The organism is Ectothiorhodospira lacustris (genome assembly GCF_022227845.1).
GTDB classification, from domain to species: domain Bacteria; phylum Pseudomonadota; class Gammaproteobacteria; order Ectothiorhodospirales; family Ectothiorhodospiraceae; genus Ectothiorhodospira; species Ectothiorhodospira lacustris.
Genome location: NZ_JAJNQN010000006.1, coordinates 89947 through 107440, shown reverse-complemented (window position 1 = coordinate 107440; position 17494 = coordinate 89947). Strand labels below are relative to the sequence as shown.

Annotated in this window: 12 protein-coding genes; 2 read left to right on the top strand and 10 right to left on the bottom strand. The window is 63.5% G+C overall.

The features are described 5' to 3' along the window. Positions 1-71 precede the first annotated feature (71 nt). Positions 72-728, top strand: a complete 657-nt coding sequence (locus LQ956_RS06480; RefSeq protein ID WP_238623001.1) for a sulfotransferase family 2 domain-containing protein — start codon at positions 72-74, stop codon at positions 726-728. A 22-nt stretch (positions 729-750) separates the two neighbouring features. On the opposite strand, the gene LQ956_RS15055 is transcribed toward LQ956_RS06480, so the two are convergent. The 10 genes from LQ956_RS15055 to LQ956_RS06430 form a co-directional block, all read right to left on the bottom strand. Next, positions 751-2982 (bottom strand): glycosyltransferase, encoded by a 2232-nt coding sequence (locus LQ956_RS15055; RefSeq protein ID WP_238629426.1) that lies wholly within the window; start codon positions 2980-2982, stop codon positions 751-753. Next, entirely contained in the window at positions 2969-4048 is a 1080-nt protein-coding gene (locus LQ956_RS06470) for a lysylphosphatidylglycerol synthase transmembrane domain-containing protein (protein ID WP_238622999.1), read from the bottom strand. Before LQ956_RS06470 ends, LQ956_RS15055 begins: the two co-directional genes overlap by 14 nt. A gap of 96 nt (positions 4049-4144) precedes the next feature. Then, the gene (gene cysN / locus LQ956_RS06465; protein WP_238622998.1) at positions 4145-6052 is read right to left on the bottom strand and encodes a sulfate adenylyltransferase subunit CysN; all 1908 of its coding nucleotides are present in this window, start codon (positions 6050-6052) and stop codon (positions 4145-4147) included. Further along, on the bottom strand, positions 6052-6987 hold the full coding sequence (gene cysD / locus LQ956_RS06460) for a sulfate adenylyltransferase subunit CysD (RefSeq protein WP_347402084.1): 936 nt from the start codon (positions 6985-6987) through the stop codon (positions 6052-6054). Before cysD ends, cysN begins: the two co-directional genes overlap by 1 nt. 215 nt (positions 6988-7202) lie before the next feature. Further along, the gene (locus LQ956_RS06455; protein ID WP_238622996.1) at positions 7203-7421 is read right to left on the bottom strand and encodes a zinc-finger domain-containing protein; all 219 of its coding nucleotides are present in this window, start codon (positions 7419-7421) and stop codon (positions 7203-7205) included. A 307-nt stretch (positions 7422-7728) separates the two neighbouring features. Further along, a complete protein-coding gene (locus tag LQ956_RS06450) occupies positions 7729-8652 on the bottom strand; it encodes a branched-chain amino acid transaminase (RefSeq protein WP_238622995.1) in 924 nt (307 codons plus the stop codon). Positions 8653-8743: 91 nt separating this feature from the next. Then, complete coding sequence (gene glnE / locus LQ956_RS06445) at positions 8744-11650, bottom strand: bifunctional [glutamate--ammonia ligase]-adenylyl-L-tyrosine phosphorylase/[glutamate--ammonia-ligase] adenylyltransferase (RefSeq protein ID WP_238622994.1); 2907 nt, start codon at positions 11648-11650, stop codon at positions 8744-8746. Between the two features lie 56 nt (positions 11651-11706). Then, the gene (locus LQ956_RS06440; RefSeq protein WP_238630369.1) at positions 11707-12768 is read right to left on the bottom strand and encodes a type IV pilus twitching motility protein PilT; all 1062 of its coding nucleotides are present in this window, start codon (positions 12766-12768) and stop codon (positions 11707-11709) included. After that, a complete protein-coding gene (locus LQ956_RS06435) occupies positions 12755-15163 on the bottom strand; it encodes a HEAT repeat domain-containing protein (protein ID WP_238622991.1) in 2409 nt (802 codons plus the stop codon). Before LQ956_RS06435 ends, LQ956_RS06440 begins: the two co-directional genes overlap by 14 nt. Then, positions 15147-15644 carry a hypothetical protein gene (locus LQ956_RS06430; protein WP_238622990.1) on the bottom strand — a complete coding sequence of 166 codons (498 nt, stop codon included), beginning with the start codon at positions 15642-15644 and terminating at the stop codon, positions 15147-15149. The genes LQ956_RS06435 and LQ956_RS06430 overlap by 17 nt, the downstream gene beginning before the upstream one ends. A 549-nt stretch (positions 15645-16193) precedes the next feature. Between LQ956_RS06430 and LQ956_RS06425 the strand changes: the two genes are divergently transcribed. Beyond that, positions 16194-17231 carry a Fe(3+) ABC transporter substrate-binding protein gene (locus tag LQ956_RS06425; RefSeq protein ID WP_238622804.1) on the top strand — a complete coding sequence of 346 codons (1038 nt, stop codon included), beginning with the start codon at positions 16194-16196 and terminating at the stop codon, positions 17229-17231. The last annotated feature ends 263 nt before the right edge of the window (positions 17232-17494 follow it).

Below are 17494 nucleotides of genomic sequence, written 5' to 3'. Positions count from 1 at the left end.
ACGGCAACGGCAACGGCAACGGCAACGGACCTTTTCACAATTTCAGATCCAATCCAGGACTTTCATTCCCCATGCTCCTGTCCCTGAAACACAACTTCCTGTTCGTCCACATCGCCAAGACGGGCGGCACCAGCGTGCGGGCGGCCCTGTCGAAATACCGCTACCAGGGTCCCTGGGGCGTGCCCATGTTCCTCGCCAACAAGCTGGACCAGGTGTCCGGGCATCGCATCGGCACCAAGTTTCCCCGCCATGCCAAGGCCATCGCCGCCCGGGAGATGCTGCCGGCGGAACTCTATGACGGGCTGTTCAAGTTCGTGTTCGTGCGCAATCCCTGGGACCTGCAGGTAAGCTCGTTCTTTCATATCCGCAAGGAACGGCCCCATGTCCTGGAAGGGGTGGAGACCTTCGAGCAGTTCGTCAGGCTGAAGTTCGACCCGGAACGACCCTGGAACTACCTGCTGGATACGTCACGGGAACTGCAGCGGGATTATGTGGTGGATCTGCGGGGTAACCGGATCGTGGACTTCATCGGCCATTACGAGTCCCTGCAGGAGGATTTCGACACCATCTGCGACCGCATCGGCATCCCCCGGGTCGCCCTGCCCCACCGACGCAAGGCGGAGGGGCGGGACGACTTCCGTCGCTACTACACCGACGAGACGGCCCGGATGGTGGCCGAGCACTACCGGGAGGATATCGAGATGTTCGGCTACCGGTTCGATGGCTGAATAAAGCATTCCCTCCTCCCCCTCAGGCCGCATTGCGCCGGCGCTCCGCCAGCATGATCAGGCGCCGATAGAACAGGGCAACGTCCTCACTGACGCGGCCCATGTCGTACTGGCGGGCAAACCGACGGGCCTGGGCCGATAGCCGGGCCCGCAGCACCGCATCCTCCAACACCGTCTGCAGTCGCTCGCCCCACTCGGCGGGATGCTCTCCGGTCTTATAGCCGTTGATGTCGTTCTGCACCACGTCGTCGATCCCGCTGGAGCGCACCGCCACCACCGGCAGACCGGCGGCCATGGCCTCCAGGATCACCATGCCCTGGGTCTCCGCCTGGGAGGCAAAGACGAAGACGTCGGCCAGATGGTAGTAATCGGTCACCGCGTCGGGGGGCACGGCCCCCACCAAGGTCACGGTGCCCGACAGGGCCAGTTCCCGGCAGCGCTGCTCCAGATGGCCCCGCTCGGGTCCTTCACCGATGATCAGGAGGCTAAAGGCCACCGCCGTATGGCGGCGCACCCAGGCCACCCCCTGGAGCAGGAAATCGATGTTCTTCTCCTTGCTCAGGCGGGACACGGTCACCAGCAACAATTCATCCGCCGGGGCATGGCGGCGGCGCAGCCGGTCCACCCGGTCTTTGTCCACCGTCTGCAAGGCCTTCACGTCCACGCCGGTGGGCTTCACCAGAATCTGTGAACGCACCCCGATCACGTGCAGATATTCTTCCGTGGACAGGGTGGGCACGATCACGCCGTCGCACTTGCTGCCGAACCGTTCCACCAGATAGTGGGAAATGAGGTTCCTGAACAGCAACCCCGGCACCGGCACATAGTGGGCGAAATGCTCCAGACGGGTATGGTAGGTGTAGACCACGGGCACCTTCAGCCTGCGTCCCAGCCACAGGCCCAGGGATCCCAGCCAGAAGGGATGATGAACATGGATGATGTCCGGCCTGAAGGCCCTCGCCTCACGGAACAAGCGGAGAGACAGGGGATTGGCCAGCCGGAACGACCCGCCCTCCCCCCAGGCCAGCCACGTCGACACCCGCAGCACGCGAGGGTCCGTCTCTCGCCCCTCCCCGTAGCAGGGAGCCACCACACGCACCTGGGCACCGCCCCGGGTCAGGCCGTCCACCAGTCGCTGAATGGAGATGGGCACCCCGCCGATGAAGGGCAGATAGTTGTTGGTGAACATCATCACCCGCAGGGGACGGCTGGACGGCGGCACGTCGTCCAACTCGAAATCCCGGTAGTAGTTCTTCTCCACGAAGATGGCCCGGTAGAGCCGGATCGCCACCAGGATCACCACGCACACCAGCAGCAGGAAATTGACATAGCCTACGTAGAAGAGGGAATAGACGATGAACCAGAGGTTTTCCAGCAGGCGCAGGACCCGGTTCTGCACCGGGTCCACCGGGACCACCCTGATGCCCACCCCTTCGGGACCCACATCCACCCGCACGAAGTGGTGATAGCTGCCTTCGTCGCCGGACAGCAGGCCGCCGCCGCCCCCGGTCACCACGAACTGGGAGCCATCACGGAACCGGCGGTCATAGATGGGCAGCGAAGCCGAAAACACCGCATCCACCCCGTAGTGCTCGAACAGGCGCAACAGGTCCGCCCTGAACGCCGGCTGTTCGGAGAGACGGAAGGCGTCGGGGTCGTGCATGATCTGCTCGGGCAAAATGGGCTCACCCAGGAAGACGAACAGGTGCCGGGCATTCCGTGACAGGCTCTCCAGTTCCCCTTCCAGCCAGCGCCGCTGCCAGGCATGGGGAGTCTTGCCGGTCACGTCCAGGAAGATGAAACCGGCCTCGCCCACGGAAAAAGAGAAGAAGTAGGGGCCGAAGTAGTCGTAGAAGCGGAAACTGCCGAACTCGCTGTGTTCGGTCTCACCGAAGGTGAGCAGATAGGGGATCTGCAGCCGTCCCAGGGTGCCGTAAATGGCCTGGTAGTTATCTTCCCCGCCGCCGCTGACCGCATTGCCCGCCGAGATCATGAACTGCAGATCGGAACGGTTGAGCACGGGGATCATGCGGCGCTCGAACAGGCCGATGGAGTTGTTGATGTTCCCCACCACAGCGAAGCTGAAGGACTCCCGACCTGCCAAGGTGGTTTCGATACGTTCCAGTTGCTCCACGTGCAGGGCCTCGAAACCGGCCTTGAAAAAGCTCAGGTAGAGCTTGTAGCCCACCAGCAAGATGAGCAGGCACAGGACGATGAAAAAGACGATGCGAAGGCTGCGCTTACGTGGGTGCACGGGGCTGGAAGTCCTTGCGAAACAAATGCAACAGATCCCGGTGAAGGATGATCAACCCGACGACCATGCCCAGATAGATGGTGAGAAAGCGCCAGGCCAGGACCACCAGCAGCAGGTGCCCCCCCGTCACCAGTCCGGAGAAGAAGTGCCCGAAACTGCCTTCGGCGATCCCCGACGCCCCCGGCGTGGGGGCGAAGTAGCTGATGAACGTGGTCACCACCTGGATGGCCAGCACTTGCAGATAGCCCACTTCGTAGCCCAGACCATGGAGCAGGATGGCGGGAAAAGAAAACAGCACCACCAGGAAGGCCAGGGTGCTGAGCACCGCCAGCATCGGGAAACGGTGCCCCCCCGCCAGGAAACCCCGGAAACCATGACGCAGACGGATCAGTTCACGGCGCATCCGGTAGTGCCGGCGCCGTTGCCTGGCCGGTTGGATGAGACCATTGGCCGCCAGCAGACCCAGCAGGGCATCCAGGGGACGAACCAGCAGTCCGGTATGGAAAATGCAAACCCACAGGAAACCCAGGTAGAGGGCGATGAACACTCCCAGAGAGAGGGCCAGCGAAGCACTCCAGGCCACCTTGTCGGCCACCGCGGGGACGGCCATCAGGACCAGAGGAACCGCTGCAAAGATCATCACCATGGCCAGGGTGGTGCGGATGGTGGTGGCGGCGGTGGCGGTGCCCAGGGGCATGCCCGCCTGCTGCAGGTACAACACCTGGACAAAGCCCCCGCCCGTGGCCAGAGGCGTGATGTTGGAGACAAAGAGGTTCACGAACACCAGGCGGGTCATGCACCCCAGCCCCGGCCGGTAGCCCAGGGCGCGGACGGTGAAATAGAGCCGCAGGCCATCGGCCACAAAGTAGAGCAACAGCAGAAGTGCGCAAAAGGCCAGGGTCCGCGGGGAAAACAGCCGGGGATCCAACTGTACGGGTGTGTCGTCGAAGTGGAGGTAGACCAGCCCGGCCCCGGCCAAGGTGAAGAGGGCGAACAGGGCGGTAAAGACCCACAGGCGCCGTTTTTCAAAGAGATGGGAAAGGCGGTCTACGGGTGACGCGGACATGGTGGTATCCAGACGGCTCAACAGCCCTCCGCCTCGCCGTGGGAGAAGGGTGAAACAGACCGCTTCTCCACGGGAAAGCAGGAGGGAAACCGGACTTCACGGCGCCAGATAGCCCGCGTTGCGAATATGCTCCACGATCAGTTCCGCCGCGTCTTCCGGGGTCATGCGGGTGGTATCCACATGGACCTCCGGTGCTTCGGGGGCCTCGTAGGGCGAATCGATGCCGGTGAAATTCTTCAGTTCACCCCGCCGGGCCTTGCGATAAAGCCCCTTGGGGTCCCGGGCCTCCGCCGCTTCCAGGGGAGTATCCACGAAGATTTCCAGGAACTCACCCTCATTGAGCAGTTCCCTCGCCATCTGCCGTTCGGACCGGAAGGGCGAGATGAAGGCGGTGAGTACGATCAGGCCCGCGTCCACCATCAGACGGGCCACCTCGCCCACCCGGCGGATGTTCTCCACCCGGTCCGCATCGGTAAAGCCCAGGTCCTTGTTCAGGCCGTGGCGCACGTTGTCCCCGTCCAGCAGATAGGTGTGGCGCCCTTCCGCGTGCAGCTTCTTTTCCACCAGGTTGGCGATGGTGGACTTGCCCGCCCCCGACAGGCCGGTGAACCAGAGCACGCAGGGCCGCTGGCCCTTGAGCCGGGCATGGGCCTCCTGATTGATATCCACCGGCTGCAGATGGATGTTCTGGGAACGGCGCAGGGCAAAGTGGATCAGGCCCGCCGCCACGGTGTTGTTGCTCAGACGATCGATCAGGATGAAGCCGCCGGTGTCCCGGTTGTCCGTGTACGGGTCGAAGGCCACCGGCCGGTCCAGGCTGATGTTGCAGACCCCGATGGCGTTGAGTTCCAGTTTCTTCGCCGCCGTGTGTTCCAGGGTGTTCACGTTCACCTGATACTTGATGGCGGTGACGGAGGCGGTCACGGTGCGGGCGCCCAGTTTGAGCAGGTACTGGCGGCCCGGCAGCAGGGGCTCGTCGTGCATCCAGATCAGGGTGGTCTCGAACTGGTCGGCCGTGCCCGCCGGTTCCCGGGCGGCGGAGATCATGTCACCCCGGGAAATGTCGATCTCGTCGGCAAGGGTGAGGGTCACGGACTGACCGGCCACCGCCTGCTCCAGGTCGCCGTCCCGGGTGACGATGCGGGCCACGGTGCTCTCCTTCCCCGAGGGCTGGACCCGGATGCGGTCACCGGGACGCACCACACCGCCGGCCAGGGTGCCGGCATAGCCGCGAAAATCCAGGTTGGGACGGTTGACCCACTGTACCGGCAGGCGAAAAGGCGCCGCCTGCATGCGGTCCTCGTCGATCTCCACCGTCTCCAGATAGCCCATGAGGGTGGGGCCACGATACCAGTCCATGTGAGGGCTGGGGCTGACGATGTTGTCGCCCTTGAAGGCGGAGACCGGGATGAAGGTCACTGCCTCCACGCCGATCTGTCGGGCGAAGGCCTCGTAATCATCGCGGATGCGGCGATAGACCTGCTCGGAATAGTCCACCAGGTCCATCTTGTTGACGGCCACCACGATGGCGCGGATCCCCAGCAGGGACACCAGATAGCTGTGGCGCCGGGTCTGGGTGAGAATGCCCTTGCGGGCGTCCACCATCAGGATGGCGGCATCGGCGGTGGAGGCACCGGTGACCATGTTGCGGGTGTACTGTTCGTGCCCCGGGGTGTCGGCAACGATGAACTTGCGCCGCTCGGTGGAGAAGAAACGGTAGGCCACGTCGATGGTGATGCCCTGCTCCCGCTCGGCCGCCAGCCCATCCACCAGCAAGGCGAAGTCAATCTCTTCTCCCTGGGTGCCCCAGCGGCGGGAGTCGGCCTGCAGGGCGGTCATGTGGTCCTCGAACAGCATATGGGATTCATACAGCAGGCGCCCGATGAGGGTGCTCTTGCCGTCGTCCACGCTGCCGCAGGTGATGAAACGCAGCAGGCCCTTGTGCTGGTGGACGTGCAGGTATTGCTCGATGTCGCTGGCAATCAGATCGGAGACGTGAGCCATCAGAAGTAACCCTCCTGCTTCTTTTTTTCCATGGAGGCGGCGCTGTCGTGGTCGATGACCCGGCCCTGGCGCTCAGAGGTGCGGGTGAGCAACATCTCCTGGATGATGGCCGGCAGGGTGTCGGCGGTGGATTCCACGGCCCCGGTGAGGGGATAGCAGCCCAGGGTACGGAAGCGCACGCTGCGCAGCATGGGGGTCTCGCCCGGGTTCAGGGGCATGCGGTCGTCATCCACCATGATCAGGGTGCCGTTGCGTTCCACCACCGGGCGCATGGCCGCATAGTAGAGGGGCACGATGGGGATGTTCTCCAGGTGGATGTACTGCCAGATATCCAGTTCGGTCCAGTTGGACAGGGGGAAGACGCGGATGGACTCACCGGGGAGTTTGCGGGTGTTGAAGAGCTTCCACAACTCCGGGCGCTGGTTCTTCGGGTCCCAGCGATGCTGGGCGGTACGGAAGGAGAACACCCGCTCCTTGGCCCGGGATTTTTCCTCATCGCGCCGAGCGCCGCCGAAGGCCACGTCGAAACCGTAGTGATTCAGGGCCTGTTTGAGGGCCTCGGTCTTCATGATGTCGGTGTGGATAGCGGAACCGTGGGTGAAGGGGTTAATGTCCTTCTCCACGCCATCGGGGTTGATATGCACCAGCAGATCCAGCCCCAGTTCCCGGACCATGCGGTCGCGGAAGGCGTACATCTCGCGGAACTTCCAGCGGGTGTCCACGTGCAACAGGGGGAACGGCGGCACGGACGGATGAAAAGCCTTCATGGCCAGGTGCAGCATCACGGCGCTGTCCTTGCCGACGGAATAGAGCATCACCGGGTTATCGGCCTCGGCGGCCACTTCCCGCATGATGTGGATGCTTTCCGCTTCCAGGCGTTGCAGGTGGGTAAGGGTCATGGGCTGGTGTGGATCTCTGGCCTTGGTTGAACGGATTGTAAACAGGGTGCTTCTTTCTCTTCGGGAATGGAAGGCCCCGGCATTGAGTCACGGCCGGCTTTCCCCCTCATCCCCAACCCTTCTCCCCCGAGTGGAAAAGGGAGATAAAACAAGCCCCTCTCCCCTTGTGGGAGAGGGGTTGGGGTAAGGGGAAGACCTTGGCACGGAGGCTTAGTCCGGCTTTCCCTCCTCATCCCCGGCCGCGCACCCGATCAGTCTTCCAGGGTATAGACCGTGCTGCAGTAGGGGCACACGATGCGCCCGTCCTGGGCATCCTGGATCGGCAGGTAGACCCGGGGATGGGACGCCCACAGGGCGGTGCCCGGCGCGGGACAGTGCAGGGGCAGGTCACGGTGGCTAACGCTGACGGCGACCTGGGTGTTGGCCGTCTGATAGGCGTCCTGGTTCAGTGCGGTCTGTGGATTCGGCATAAGGGCTCCTTATGAGGATAAGCATGAAGGCTGAATTGCCGGTGCGGAAGGAACCTTTTGTTATTGATTTATTAATTTCATATTTGCGCCCCCTGCCGTCACTCCCGCGCCCCTGCCGTCACTCCCGCCCCCCCTGCCGTCACTCCCGCGCCCCCTTGCCGTCACTCCCGCGAAAGCGGGAGCCCAGGGTTGTCAGTCCGTTGCTGGATTCCCGCTTTTGCGGGAATGACGGATCCAAAGCTCAACGACAGATCCAAAACTCAATAACAGATCCAAAATTCGCGGAAATGACTGATTCGAAACATCCCTAGACGTAGGTCAGCCAGCCCTCATGCTTGGGATGACGGCCCTTGACCACGTCGAAGTACAGGGTCTGCAGCTTCTCGGTGATGGGGCCGCGACCGCCATGGCCGATACTGCGGCCATCCAGCTGACGGATGGGCGTGACTTCCGCCGCCGTGCCGGTGAAAAAGGCCTCGTCGGCTGCATAGACCTCGTCACGGGTGATGCGCTTTTCCCGCACCGGAATACCGCATTCCTCGGCCAGGGTCATGATGGTTCGACGGGTGATGCCGTCCAGGGCGGAAGTGAGCTCCGGCGTATAGATCACGCCGTCGGTAACCAAAAAGAAGTTCTCGCCGCTACCCTCGGCCACATAGCCTTCGGTATCCAACAACAGGGCCTCGTCACAGCCGCAGGCCAGGGCTTCCTGCAGAGCCAGCATGGAGTTCATGTAGTTGCCGTTGGCCTTGGCCTTGCACATGGTCACGTTGACATGGTGGCGGTTGTAGGACGAGGTCTTGACCCGGATGCCCCGCTCCATGTTTTCCGCACCCAGGTAGGCGCCCCATTCCCACGCGGCCACGATAACGTGAACCTTGAGGTTATCGGCGCGCAGTCCCATGCCCTCGGCACCGAAGAAGCACATGGGCCGCAGGTAGGCGCTCTTGAGACCGTTGTCACGCACCGCAGCCACCTGGGCGGCGTTGAGTTCGGCAGGCGTGTAGGGGATGGACATGCCCAGGATGTGGGCGGAGCGGAACAGACGGCGGGTGTGCTCTTCCAACCGGAAGATGGCCGTGCCACGCTCCGTCTGGTAGGCGCGTACCCCTTCGAATACCCCCATGCCGTAGTGAAGGGTATGGGTGAGTACATGGGTCTTGGCCTCGCGCCAGGGCACCATCTCGCCGTCGTACCAGATCAGACCATCGCGTTCGGCCATGGTGGGCATGAAACGTTTCCTCTCGAATTTCGATATGGGGTTCCCGGGTCAGGCATGGGACGGCGCGGAACCCGGCGCACACGCCCCTTCATGATCGCTGTTATGTCATCAGGCGCCGCCAGAAGGCGCGCACCTGCTCACGTTCCCGTGCCCAGTCCGAGGCCGGCACCCTGGCGGGCAGTTCCTGCAGGGTCAGCTCGTGGATCCGGTCCCTGAAGCTCCGGTAGGTGTCCATCAGGAACAGGGCGTCATCCCTGGACATCAGACCGGTCTCGATCAGAGACTCCAGGATGCGGATGTTGTCGGGCCAGGTCGTGAGCTGGGGGTGCCGGCCAGCATGGGCCAGAACCAGATATTGCACCATAAATTCAATGTCCGCGATACCGCCGGGGTCTCTCTTGAGGTCAAACCACGCGGGATCGCGGGTGGCATGTTCCTTCCACATCTTCTCCCGCATTTCCCGCACCTCCCGGCAAAGGGCGGCTTCGTCCCGGGGCTGCTGCAACACGCGGGCACGCATGGCCTGGAAGGCCTCGGCGATGCGGGCATCCCCGGCCACCGGACGGGCACGCACCAGGGCCTGATGCTCCCAGGTCCAGGCGGAGTGGCGCTGATAGTCCTCGAAGGCCGCCACGCTGGTCACTAGCAGCCCCGATGCACCGCTGGGCCGCAACCGGGTATCCACCTCGTAAAGCCGCCCCGCCCCGGTGAAGACCCCCAGGAAGTGCAGTATCCGCTGCCCGACCCGGGCAAAGAATTCACTGTTGTCCAGGGGGCGCTCACCGTCGGTCATGGCCCGCTCGCCCCGGCTGTCGTGCAGGAACACGATGTCCAGGTCCGAACCGTAACCCAGTTCCAGTCCGCCCAGCTTGCCGTAGCCCACCACGGCAAAGCCCGGCTCGTAGGGGGCGCCGTCGATGAGGCAACGGGGACGGCCGTGCCTGGCAACCAGTTGTTCCAGCACCAGACTCAATACCCGTTCCAGCACCACTTCGGCGATCCAGGTCAGGTGGTCGCTGACCTTCATCACCGGCAACACGTCCATGATGTCGGCAGCGGCCACCTTGAGGACCTGTACCTGCTTGAACATGCGCAGCCGGTCCATGACCTGTTCCAGATCATCCTGGGGAACCTGAACCAGTTCGTCGTTGAGGGCGTCCATCAGGCCCTGGCGGCCGGGCGGCGCATAGAGGCTGCGGGGATCCAGCAGCTCATCCAGCAGCAAAGGGTAGCGGGTCAGGTGGTCGGCGATCCACGGGCTGGCCTCGCACAGGCGCGCCAGCTGAGACAGGGCCAGGGGGTTTTCCACCAGCAGGGAGAGATACACGGAGCGCCGGGCGATGGTCTGCACCAACCGCAGCAAGCGCTCCAACGTCACATCAGAGGCACCCAGGCCGGTGAGCAACCCCACCATCAGGGGCATCAGCCGATCCAGCCGCTCGCGCCCGGTGGCGGTGAGGCTGCGGCAAGCACTGCTGTCGCGCAGATGCTCCAAGCCGGCCAAGGCCCGTTCGGGATCGGACAGGCCCAGCTCCCCCAGAATGGCCAGGCTCCGATCCCGGTCCAGGGAACCCAGCCAGAGAGCCGCCAGATCCCGCTGGGCCTCGGGCTGGGCGGCCTGCTCGCCGTCCTCATCGGCCCGCTGGGGGGCGGCGAAAACCTGTTCAAACTGCCCGTGCACCCGGCGCATGTGGCGACTCAGGGTGTTTTCAAAGCTGTTCCAGTCGTCAAAACCCATGGACAGGGCCAGGCGCAGGCGGTCCCCGTCTTCGCGAGGCAGGCGATGGGTCTGCTGGTCCGCCACCATCTGCAGACGGTTTTCAGTGCGACGCAGGAAGTCGTAGGCCTCCAGCAGATGACGCACCGCATAGGCCGGCATCAGATCCTGCGCCGCCAGCCGCTCCAGCACGGGACGGATGCCTCGCAGCTGCAGGGAGGGATCACGGCCGGCACGAATGAGCTGGAAGGCCTGGCCGACGAACTCCACTTCCCGAATACCGCCCTCCCCCAGTTTAATGTCCTGATCCTTGCCCTTGCGCGCCGCTTCCCGGTTGATCAGGGCCTTCATGTCCCGCAAAGAGCCGAAGGCGCCGAAATCCAGATAACGACGGTAGATGAAGGGACGCAGCAGTGCATACAGCTGTTGCGCGCTGTCCCGGTCCCCGGCCACGGCGCGGGCCTTGATCAGGGCATAGCGCTCCCATTCCCGGCCGTGGCTCTCGTAGTAATCCTCCAGGGCATCGAAGCTCATCACCAGGGGGCCGGTGTCGCCGAAGGGGCGCAGCCGCATGTCCACCCGGTAGACGAAACCGTCGGGGGTCTTTTCGTTGAGCACCTTGATGAGCCGCTGCCCCAGACGGATGAAGAACTGCGAGTTGTCCAGGCAACGTTCGCCGTCGGTTTCGCCGGTCCGAGGATAGGCAAAGATGAGGTCGATGTCGGAGGAGAAATTGAGTTCATGCCCCCCCAGCTTGCCCATGCCCAGCACCACCAGGCGCTGGGGTTGCCCGTCGGCATCCCCGGGCTCGCCATGACGACGCACCATGTCCGCGTGCAGCCAGTCGAGGGCTCCGTCGATGAGGTGGTCCGCCAGGGTGGAGAGGTCACGCAGGGTTTCGTCCAGCGTCGCCGTCCCGGTCAGATCCCGCCAGGCGATGCGCACCATCTCCCGGTTGCGCGCCTGACGTAAAAGACGCATCAGGCCGGCCTCGTCCTCGGCCGTTTCCAGGGCGTCCCGGACCCGACGGCGCATGTCCCCATCGGCATAGGCCCGCTCCAGATCACCGGAATCCAGCAGGGCCAGGAACCGATCCGGGTGGCGGATGGCCGTGCGGGCGACGAAGTCGCTGTAGTACCAGACCCCGGCCAGGGCCTCGGGCCAGGGACCGGGACTCAAGCCCTGGCCGCGACAGGCGGACAGGTAGTCTTCGGCCAGGTTGAGCAGGCCCGGCCGGGCCGCCTGGGGGATGCCGTCCAGGCACAGGTCTTGGGGAGTGGGCGTGGTCATCGGACCAGCTTACGAGATGGGAGGCAAGGGTTCAATTTCAGTGACGCGGCCTGACCTCAGCCCTGTTCTCGCACGGTCTCGAACTCGGCCTTGCTGATGGCCTGCCGATAGGCCTCCCGACCTGTGATCCGGCCGGCATCCAGCAGACGGCGCAGGGCAGAATCCAGGGTCTGCATGCCCACCAGGGCACCGGACTGCATGGTGCCGACCAGCTGTTCGGTCTTGCCCTCCCGCAGCAGATTGGCCACCGCCGGGGTATTGACCAGGATCTCCACCGCTGCCATGCGCCCCTGACCATCCTGACGGCGCACCAGCTGCTGGGAAATCACACCGCGCAGCGAAGTGGACAGCATGGCCCGGATCTGGGCCTGCTTCATGGCGGGGAAGGCGTTGATAATACGATCCACGGTGGCGGCAGCGCCGTTGGTGTGCAAGGTCCCCAGCACCAGGATCCCCGTCTCCGCCGCGATCATGGCCATGATCATGGAATCCACGTCCCGCAGTTCACCCACCAGGATCACATCCGGGTCCTCGCGCAGGGCATTGCGCAGTCCATGGGCATAACTGGGGACGTGATTGCCCACCTCGCGCTGGATCACCTGGGCGCGCTTGCTTTGGTGCACGAACTCCACCGGATCTTCCAGACTGATGATGTTCACCGCCCGGTGTGTGTTGATGTAGTCGATGATGGCCGCCAGAGTAGTGGACTTGCCGGTGCCGGTGGATCCCGTGACCAGGACCATGCCCTGATGATGTTCGATCAGTGTCTTGACCACCGGCGGCAGACCCAGGCTGTCCAGATTCGGGGCCTGTGCGGGGATATGGCGAAAGGTGGCGCCGATGCCCGTCGCCTTGCGGTAGAGGTTGGCGCGAAAACGCCCCACCTCATCGGTCACGTAGGAGAAATCCAGATCATCCCCCTCGCCGAAACGCTGTTTCTGCGCCGGAGTCAGGATCTCCATGACGTAGGCCTCCAGCTCCCGGGCCGCCAAATCCCGGAAACGGATGGGCATGATGTCGCCGTTCATGCGCAGCAGCGGGGGCAGGCCCACGGCCAGATGGAGATCCGAGCAGCCCTGCTCGCGGGCCAGCTTCAGAAAGGCGTCAATTCTGGGCATGCAGCACCTCGCGCACCTGGGCCATGCTCTGGTAACGGGCCTCCGGGTCCACCGCCATCATCCGGGCCACCACCTCGGCCAGGGCCGGATCGATGGCCGGGTTCAGCTCGGGCAATGGAACCGCCTGACCCTGCACATGCTGATACATGATGGAGACCTGATCTTCCCCCAGGAAAGGCGGACGCCCCGCCAGCATCTCGTAGAGCAACACCCCCAGGGCATAGATATCCGAACGCACCGAGACGGGCTTGCCCAGGACCTGCTCGGGTGCCATGTACTTGGGGGTGCCGATGAGGATGCCCGTCCGAGTCAGGCGGGTATCCCCCGCCCCGGTGACTGCGGCCACGCCGAAGTCCACGATCTTGAGGACGTCCCGGCTATTGATGAGCACATTCCCCGGTTTGAGGTCCCGATGAATGACCCCCACGTCATGGGCGGCGGACATGCCGGCCGCGATATCTTCCGCATACCGCAGGGCACGCACCACCGGCAGCGGGTTTGTCTTCTGCAGGATGGCCCCCAGAGTGGCGGAAGGAAAATACTCCATGGAGATGGCCAGCGCCCCTTGGACCACCAGAAAATCATGGATGCGAATGACGTTCTCGTGGGTAATCTTGCGGGACAGGCGCAGTTCCTGGATGAAGCGTTTGATCATTTCCTCGTCGGCGGCCAGCTGAGGATTCATCACCTTGAGAATGATGGTTTCCGAAATCATGGTGTCGTCCATGAGCAGGACCGTCCCGAACGCCCCCTTGCCGACACGACGAACAAAGCGATACCGATCCCCCAGCATATCACCGGGCTCCAGGGCGTTCAGATCCAGGGCGGCCTGCGTCGGCGCCCTTGGCGTACCGGGCATCTTGCGCACCGTCCCGGTGACACCACCTCCGGTATCATCCCCCAGCATGGAGGTGACATCATCCGTGAGCAATGTCCGCTCCATCACCGCAGCCCCGCCCCCGGTCAGGGCAAACCGGGCACCCAGACGGGCCGAGACGTCCCGCCCCGTGATTTCCAGCTCTCCCTCCGTACCCGAGGCGTGCCGTTCTATCGCCTGCAGGATGCGCTGCACATTGGATGAATCCGCCAGTTGACCCAGGGCCTGCACCGCATCCACGCGGACCGCGTCACTGGCCCCGGCCAGCTGCTTCAGCAACGGCTCCACGGCGCGGTCATCCTTCAGCTTGGCCAGGGCCCGGATGACAGCGGGCGCCGCTTTGGTATCCCGCTCCATCAGATCGATCAATACCGGTACCGCCGCCTGATGACCCAGGTCACCCAAGGCATCCACGGCCCGCTCCCTGACCCACCAGTCCGAGTCATCCAGAGCGACCATGAGATGTTCCAGCGCCCCTTCGTCACGGGTCGCATTCAGGATCTCCACGGCGGAGCGGCGAATGAACTCATCGTCATCCCGCAGCAGTTCCACCACTGCCTTGACCACCCGCGGCCCACCGATCCGGGCCAGGGCATCGGCGGCCCGGGCCCTGACCCACCAATCCTCGTCCTTCACCGAGGTCAGCAGCTGTTTCACGTCGTGGGCCGTGCCGATACTGTTGAGCACCTCCACTCCGGCCCGACGTACATATTCGGACTCATCCCGAAGAATCGGCAGCAGATGGGTCATGGTGGCAGGGTCATGACGGCGGATGACGGCGTCCACGGCCTGCTCCTGTATGTTCATGTCAGGGTCTCGCAGCAGATCGCACAGGGACGCCAGGTCCACGGCGACACCCCGTCCCACCAAAGCGGCCATCGCTGCCTGACGCACGCCCTTGTCGGCATCTTTCAGACAGGCCTCCAGGGTCTTGCGCGCCTCCGGCGTATCGAAACGACCCAGGACCCTGACCACCTGCTGCCGTACCCCCGGGTCCTTACCCGAAGCGCGGTTGATCAGTTCGGGGATCATGGCAGAGTCGGCCACCAGCTCGATGACCTGGAACAGGGCGTTACGATCCGCCGGCTGCAACTGGTGGGCGATCCGTAACAAGGTGCTGCCGTCCAGGCGATCCTTCTGGGCGGTGAGGATCTGGATCAGCGGTGCCTTGGGCAGTTCCGGGACGCTGAACGCCTCGGCCAGGCGATGAGGGTCATAGCCCCGGCCATGGCTGAGCAAACGCATGATTCGCGCCGTCCCACGTTGTCCCGCATCCCCCAGACGGGACAGAATCAAAGGCAAGGTTGACTGATCCAGCAGGCCTTCCAGCATCCACTCAACGGACTTCAACCTGGATTCATCCGCCTCCGGCAACAGGCGCAACAACCGCTCCACCGCAGGCTGTCCCAGCGCCTTGAGCTTGTTCCGCAGACGCAATGACTCGGCGCTGTCCAGGTCCTTTGCCCGCAGCAATCGGGCAATCATCCGCTCTGCGCGAAAATCAGCCAGAAAACTCATGGGACACGTCATCCACCGGCCGCTCTTCCACTCGTACGATATAGGCCTTGCTGACCAGGGTTACGGTCTGGTCGGACAGGAAAAGCCGCACAAAGCGCTGGTCAAAGATATTGATGTAGTCATACAGACGGGCATTGCCGGGAGGCAGTACTTCCCGGATCTTGCCCTCCAGGCGAGAGCCATCCATGAGATAGAGTCGGGCCAGCAGACAGGAGGCATAGTCGGCCTCAAGACGGGCTGCCTGTGCCGAGTACTCCACACGGACCACCGCATGCTTGTTGTAAAACCGCAGTTCACCCGACCGGCTGCGCATCGCAAAGAAGTCATCGTTACCGTTCAGGACCTCCGCCGGCTCCTCCTCCCCATCGTGCTGATTACTTTGAAAGTGGACGAAGATCTCCCCCACAACCAGGCCATCCGGATGCACCCAGACCTTCACCGGAATCAGTTTTTTCGGGATTTTCAGGGAATCGCTATCCATCATTTCTCCAGGATCTTTGGGAAGTTCTGAAAAAGCTCCTCGCCGTCGCTCCCGCGAAGGCCTCTTGTGTCACTCCCACACCGTTCCTTGTGTCACTCCGACACGTTCCCTGCACCACCACGGCACCGTTCCCTGCACCACCACGGCACCATTCCCTGCACCACCACGGCACCATTCCCTGCGTCACTCCCGCCACCTTGCTTACGTCACTCCCGCGAAAGCGGGAGCCCAGGGATTTCAGTCCGCAACGCTGACGTCCCCGAGCTCGATATCCCTTGGCGACGGCAACGTCTCACTACCGACACCGCCGAGGTCATTCGTCAGTATGCAGCAATCCCCGATCTTTTTTTCACCGCCGGCCGCCCGTAATCCCACGTCTGTTAACACGGTCTCAATGACGCTGCCTCAATGGCGCCTCTTTCAGGAGCATCTTGACAGCACTCGAGAAACAAATGACACTCGTTCTTGTTTGCAGTCCGTTTACCGGATTCATCCCAGCACCGGTCCGGCATCCCTCGATCATCAGCACCTGAAGGAGTGATTCACCCCATGGTCAAAGCAACGTTCCAAAAGCCGGCCGCCCTGCTCGTGGCCTGTGCACTGGCATTCACCCTGCCCGTGTCGGCCCTGGCCCAGGGTGAGGTCAACGTCTATTCCGCCCGCCAAGAGGCCCTTATCAAGCCCCTGATGGACGAATTTACCGAACAGACCGGCATTCGCGTGAACATCGTCAGCGCCCAGGCCGACGCCCTGCTGCAGCGCCTGCGCAGCGAAGGCCGCAATACCCCGGCGGATGTGCTCATCACCGTGGACGCGGGCAATCTGCACAGCGCCAAGGCCGCCGGCGTCCTGCGACCGGTGACATCAACCGTGCTTGAAGAGTCCATCCCCGAGAGCTACCGCGACCCGGAAGGCTACTGGTACGGTCTGTCCATGCGCGCCCGCCCCATCATGTACGTGAAGGGCAAGGTGGATCCGGCGGACCTGTCCACCTACGAGGCCCTCACGGACGCCAAGTGGCAGCGCCGCATCTGCATCCGCTCTTCCAGCAACGTGTACAACCAGTCCATGACCGCCTCCATGATCATCGCCAACGGCGAGGCCGAGACGGAAACCTGGGCGCGGGGCCTGGTGGCCAACATGGCGCGCCCACCCATGGGGGGCGACCGGGACCAGATCCGGGCCGCGGCGGCGGGACAGTGCGACCTGGCCATCGCCAATACCTACTACCTTGGTCAGATGCTGAATTCCGATGATAACGCAGAGCGTACCGCCGCGCAGTCCATCGGCGTCTTCTGGCCGAACCAGGATGACCGGGGCGTCCATGTGAACGTGAGCGGCGCCGGCGTGGTGACCCATTCCCGCAACGCGGACAATGCCGTCAAACTGATCGAGTTCATGGCCGGTGACAGTGCCCAGCGCTGGTATGCGGAAGCCAACCAGGAGTACCCGGTCAAGCCCGGCGTGGAATGGAGCGGCACCCTGGCTGAACTGGGTGAATTCCAGGCCGATGCCGTCAACCTGGGCCTGCTGGGCGACTTCAACGCCGCCGCCGTGCGACTGATGGACCGGGCCGGCTGGCGCTGAGTTGTTACCTTCTTCCTCACCCGTCCTTCTCCCCTGGCGGGGAGAAGGACGGGTGAGGAATGACCGATAGCCCCCATGCGGAAAGACCGGCACCACCCATTCCGTCATCCCATGAAAGAATGCCCTTCCGTCACTCCCGTACCCCCTTTCCATCACTCCCGTGCCTTCCCGCGAAAGCGGGAGCCCAAGGCTTGAACGGTTTTGAGGCCATGACCGGATTCCCGCTGGCGCGGGAATGACGGACTCAGACACAGGAATGACTG

What these genes read in the sequence shown, in the direction of transcription:
- LQ956_RS06480 (WP_238623001.1), top strand. Translation starts at nt 72, where the DNA reads ATGCTCCTGTCCCTGAAACACAACTTCCTGTTCGTCCACATCGCCAAG.
- LQ956_RS06470 (WP_238622999.1), bottom strand. Translation starts at nt 4,048, where the DNA reads ATGTCCGCGTCACCCGTAGACCGCCTTTCCCATCTCTTTGAAAAACGG.
- cysN (WP_238622998.1), bottom strand. Translation starts at nt 6,052, where the DNA reads ATGGCTCACGTCTCCGATCTGATTGCCAGCGACATCGAGCAATACCTG.
- LQ956_RS06455 (WP_238622996.1), bottom strand. Translation starts at nt 7,421, where the DNA reads ATGCCGAATCCACAGACCGCACTGAACCAGGACGCCTATCAGACGGCC.
- LQ956_RS06450 (WP_238622995.1), bottom strand. Translation starts at nt 8,652, where the DNA reads ATGCCCACCATGGCCGAACGCGATGGTCTGATCTGGTACGACGGCGAG.
- glnE (WP_238622994.1), bottom strand. Translation starts at nt 11,650, where the DNA reads ATGACCACGCCCACTCCCCAAGACCTGTGCCTGGACGGCATCCCCCAG.
- LQ956_RS06440 (WP_238630369.1), bottom strand. Translation starts at nt 12,768, where the DNA reads ATGCCCAGAATTGACGCCTTTCTGAAGCTGGCCCGCGAGCAGGGCTGC.
- LQ956_RS06435 (WP_238622991.1), bottom strand. Translation starts at nt 15,163, where the DNA reads ATGAGTTTTCTGGCTGATTTTCGCGCAGAGCGGATGATTGCCCGATTG.
- LQ956_RS06430 (WP_238622990.1), bottom strand. Translation starts at nt 15,644, where the DNA reads ATGGATAGCGATTCCCTGAAAATCCCGAAAAAACTGATTCCGGTGAAG.
- LQ956_RS06425 (WP_238622804.1), top strand. Translation starts at nt 16,194, where the DNA reads ATGGTCAAAGCAACGTTCCAAAAGCCGGCCGCCCTGCTCGTGGCCTGT.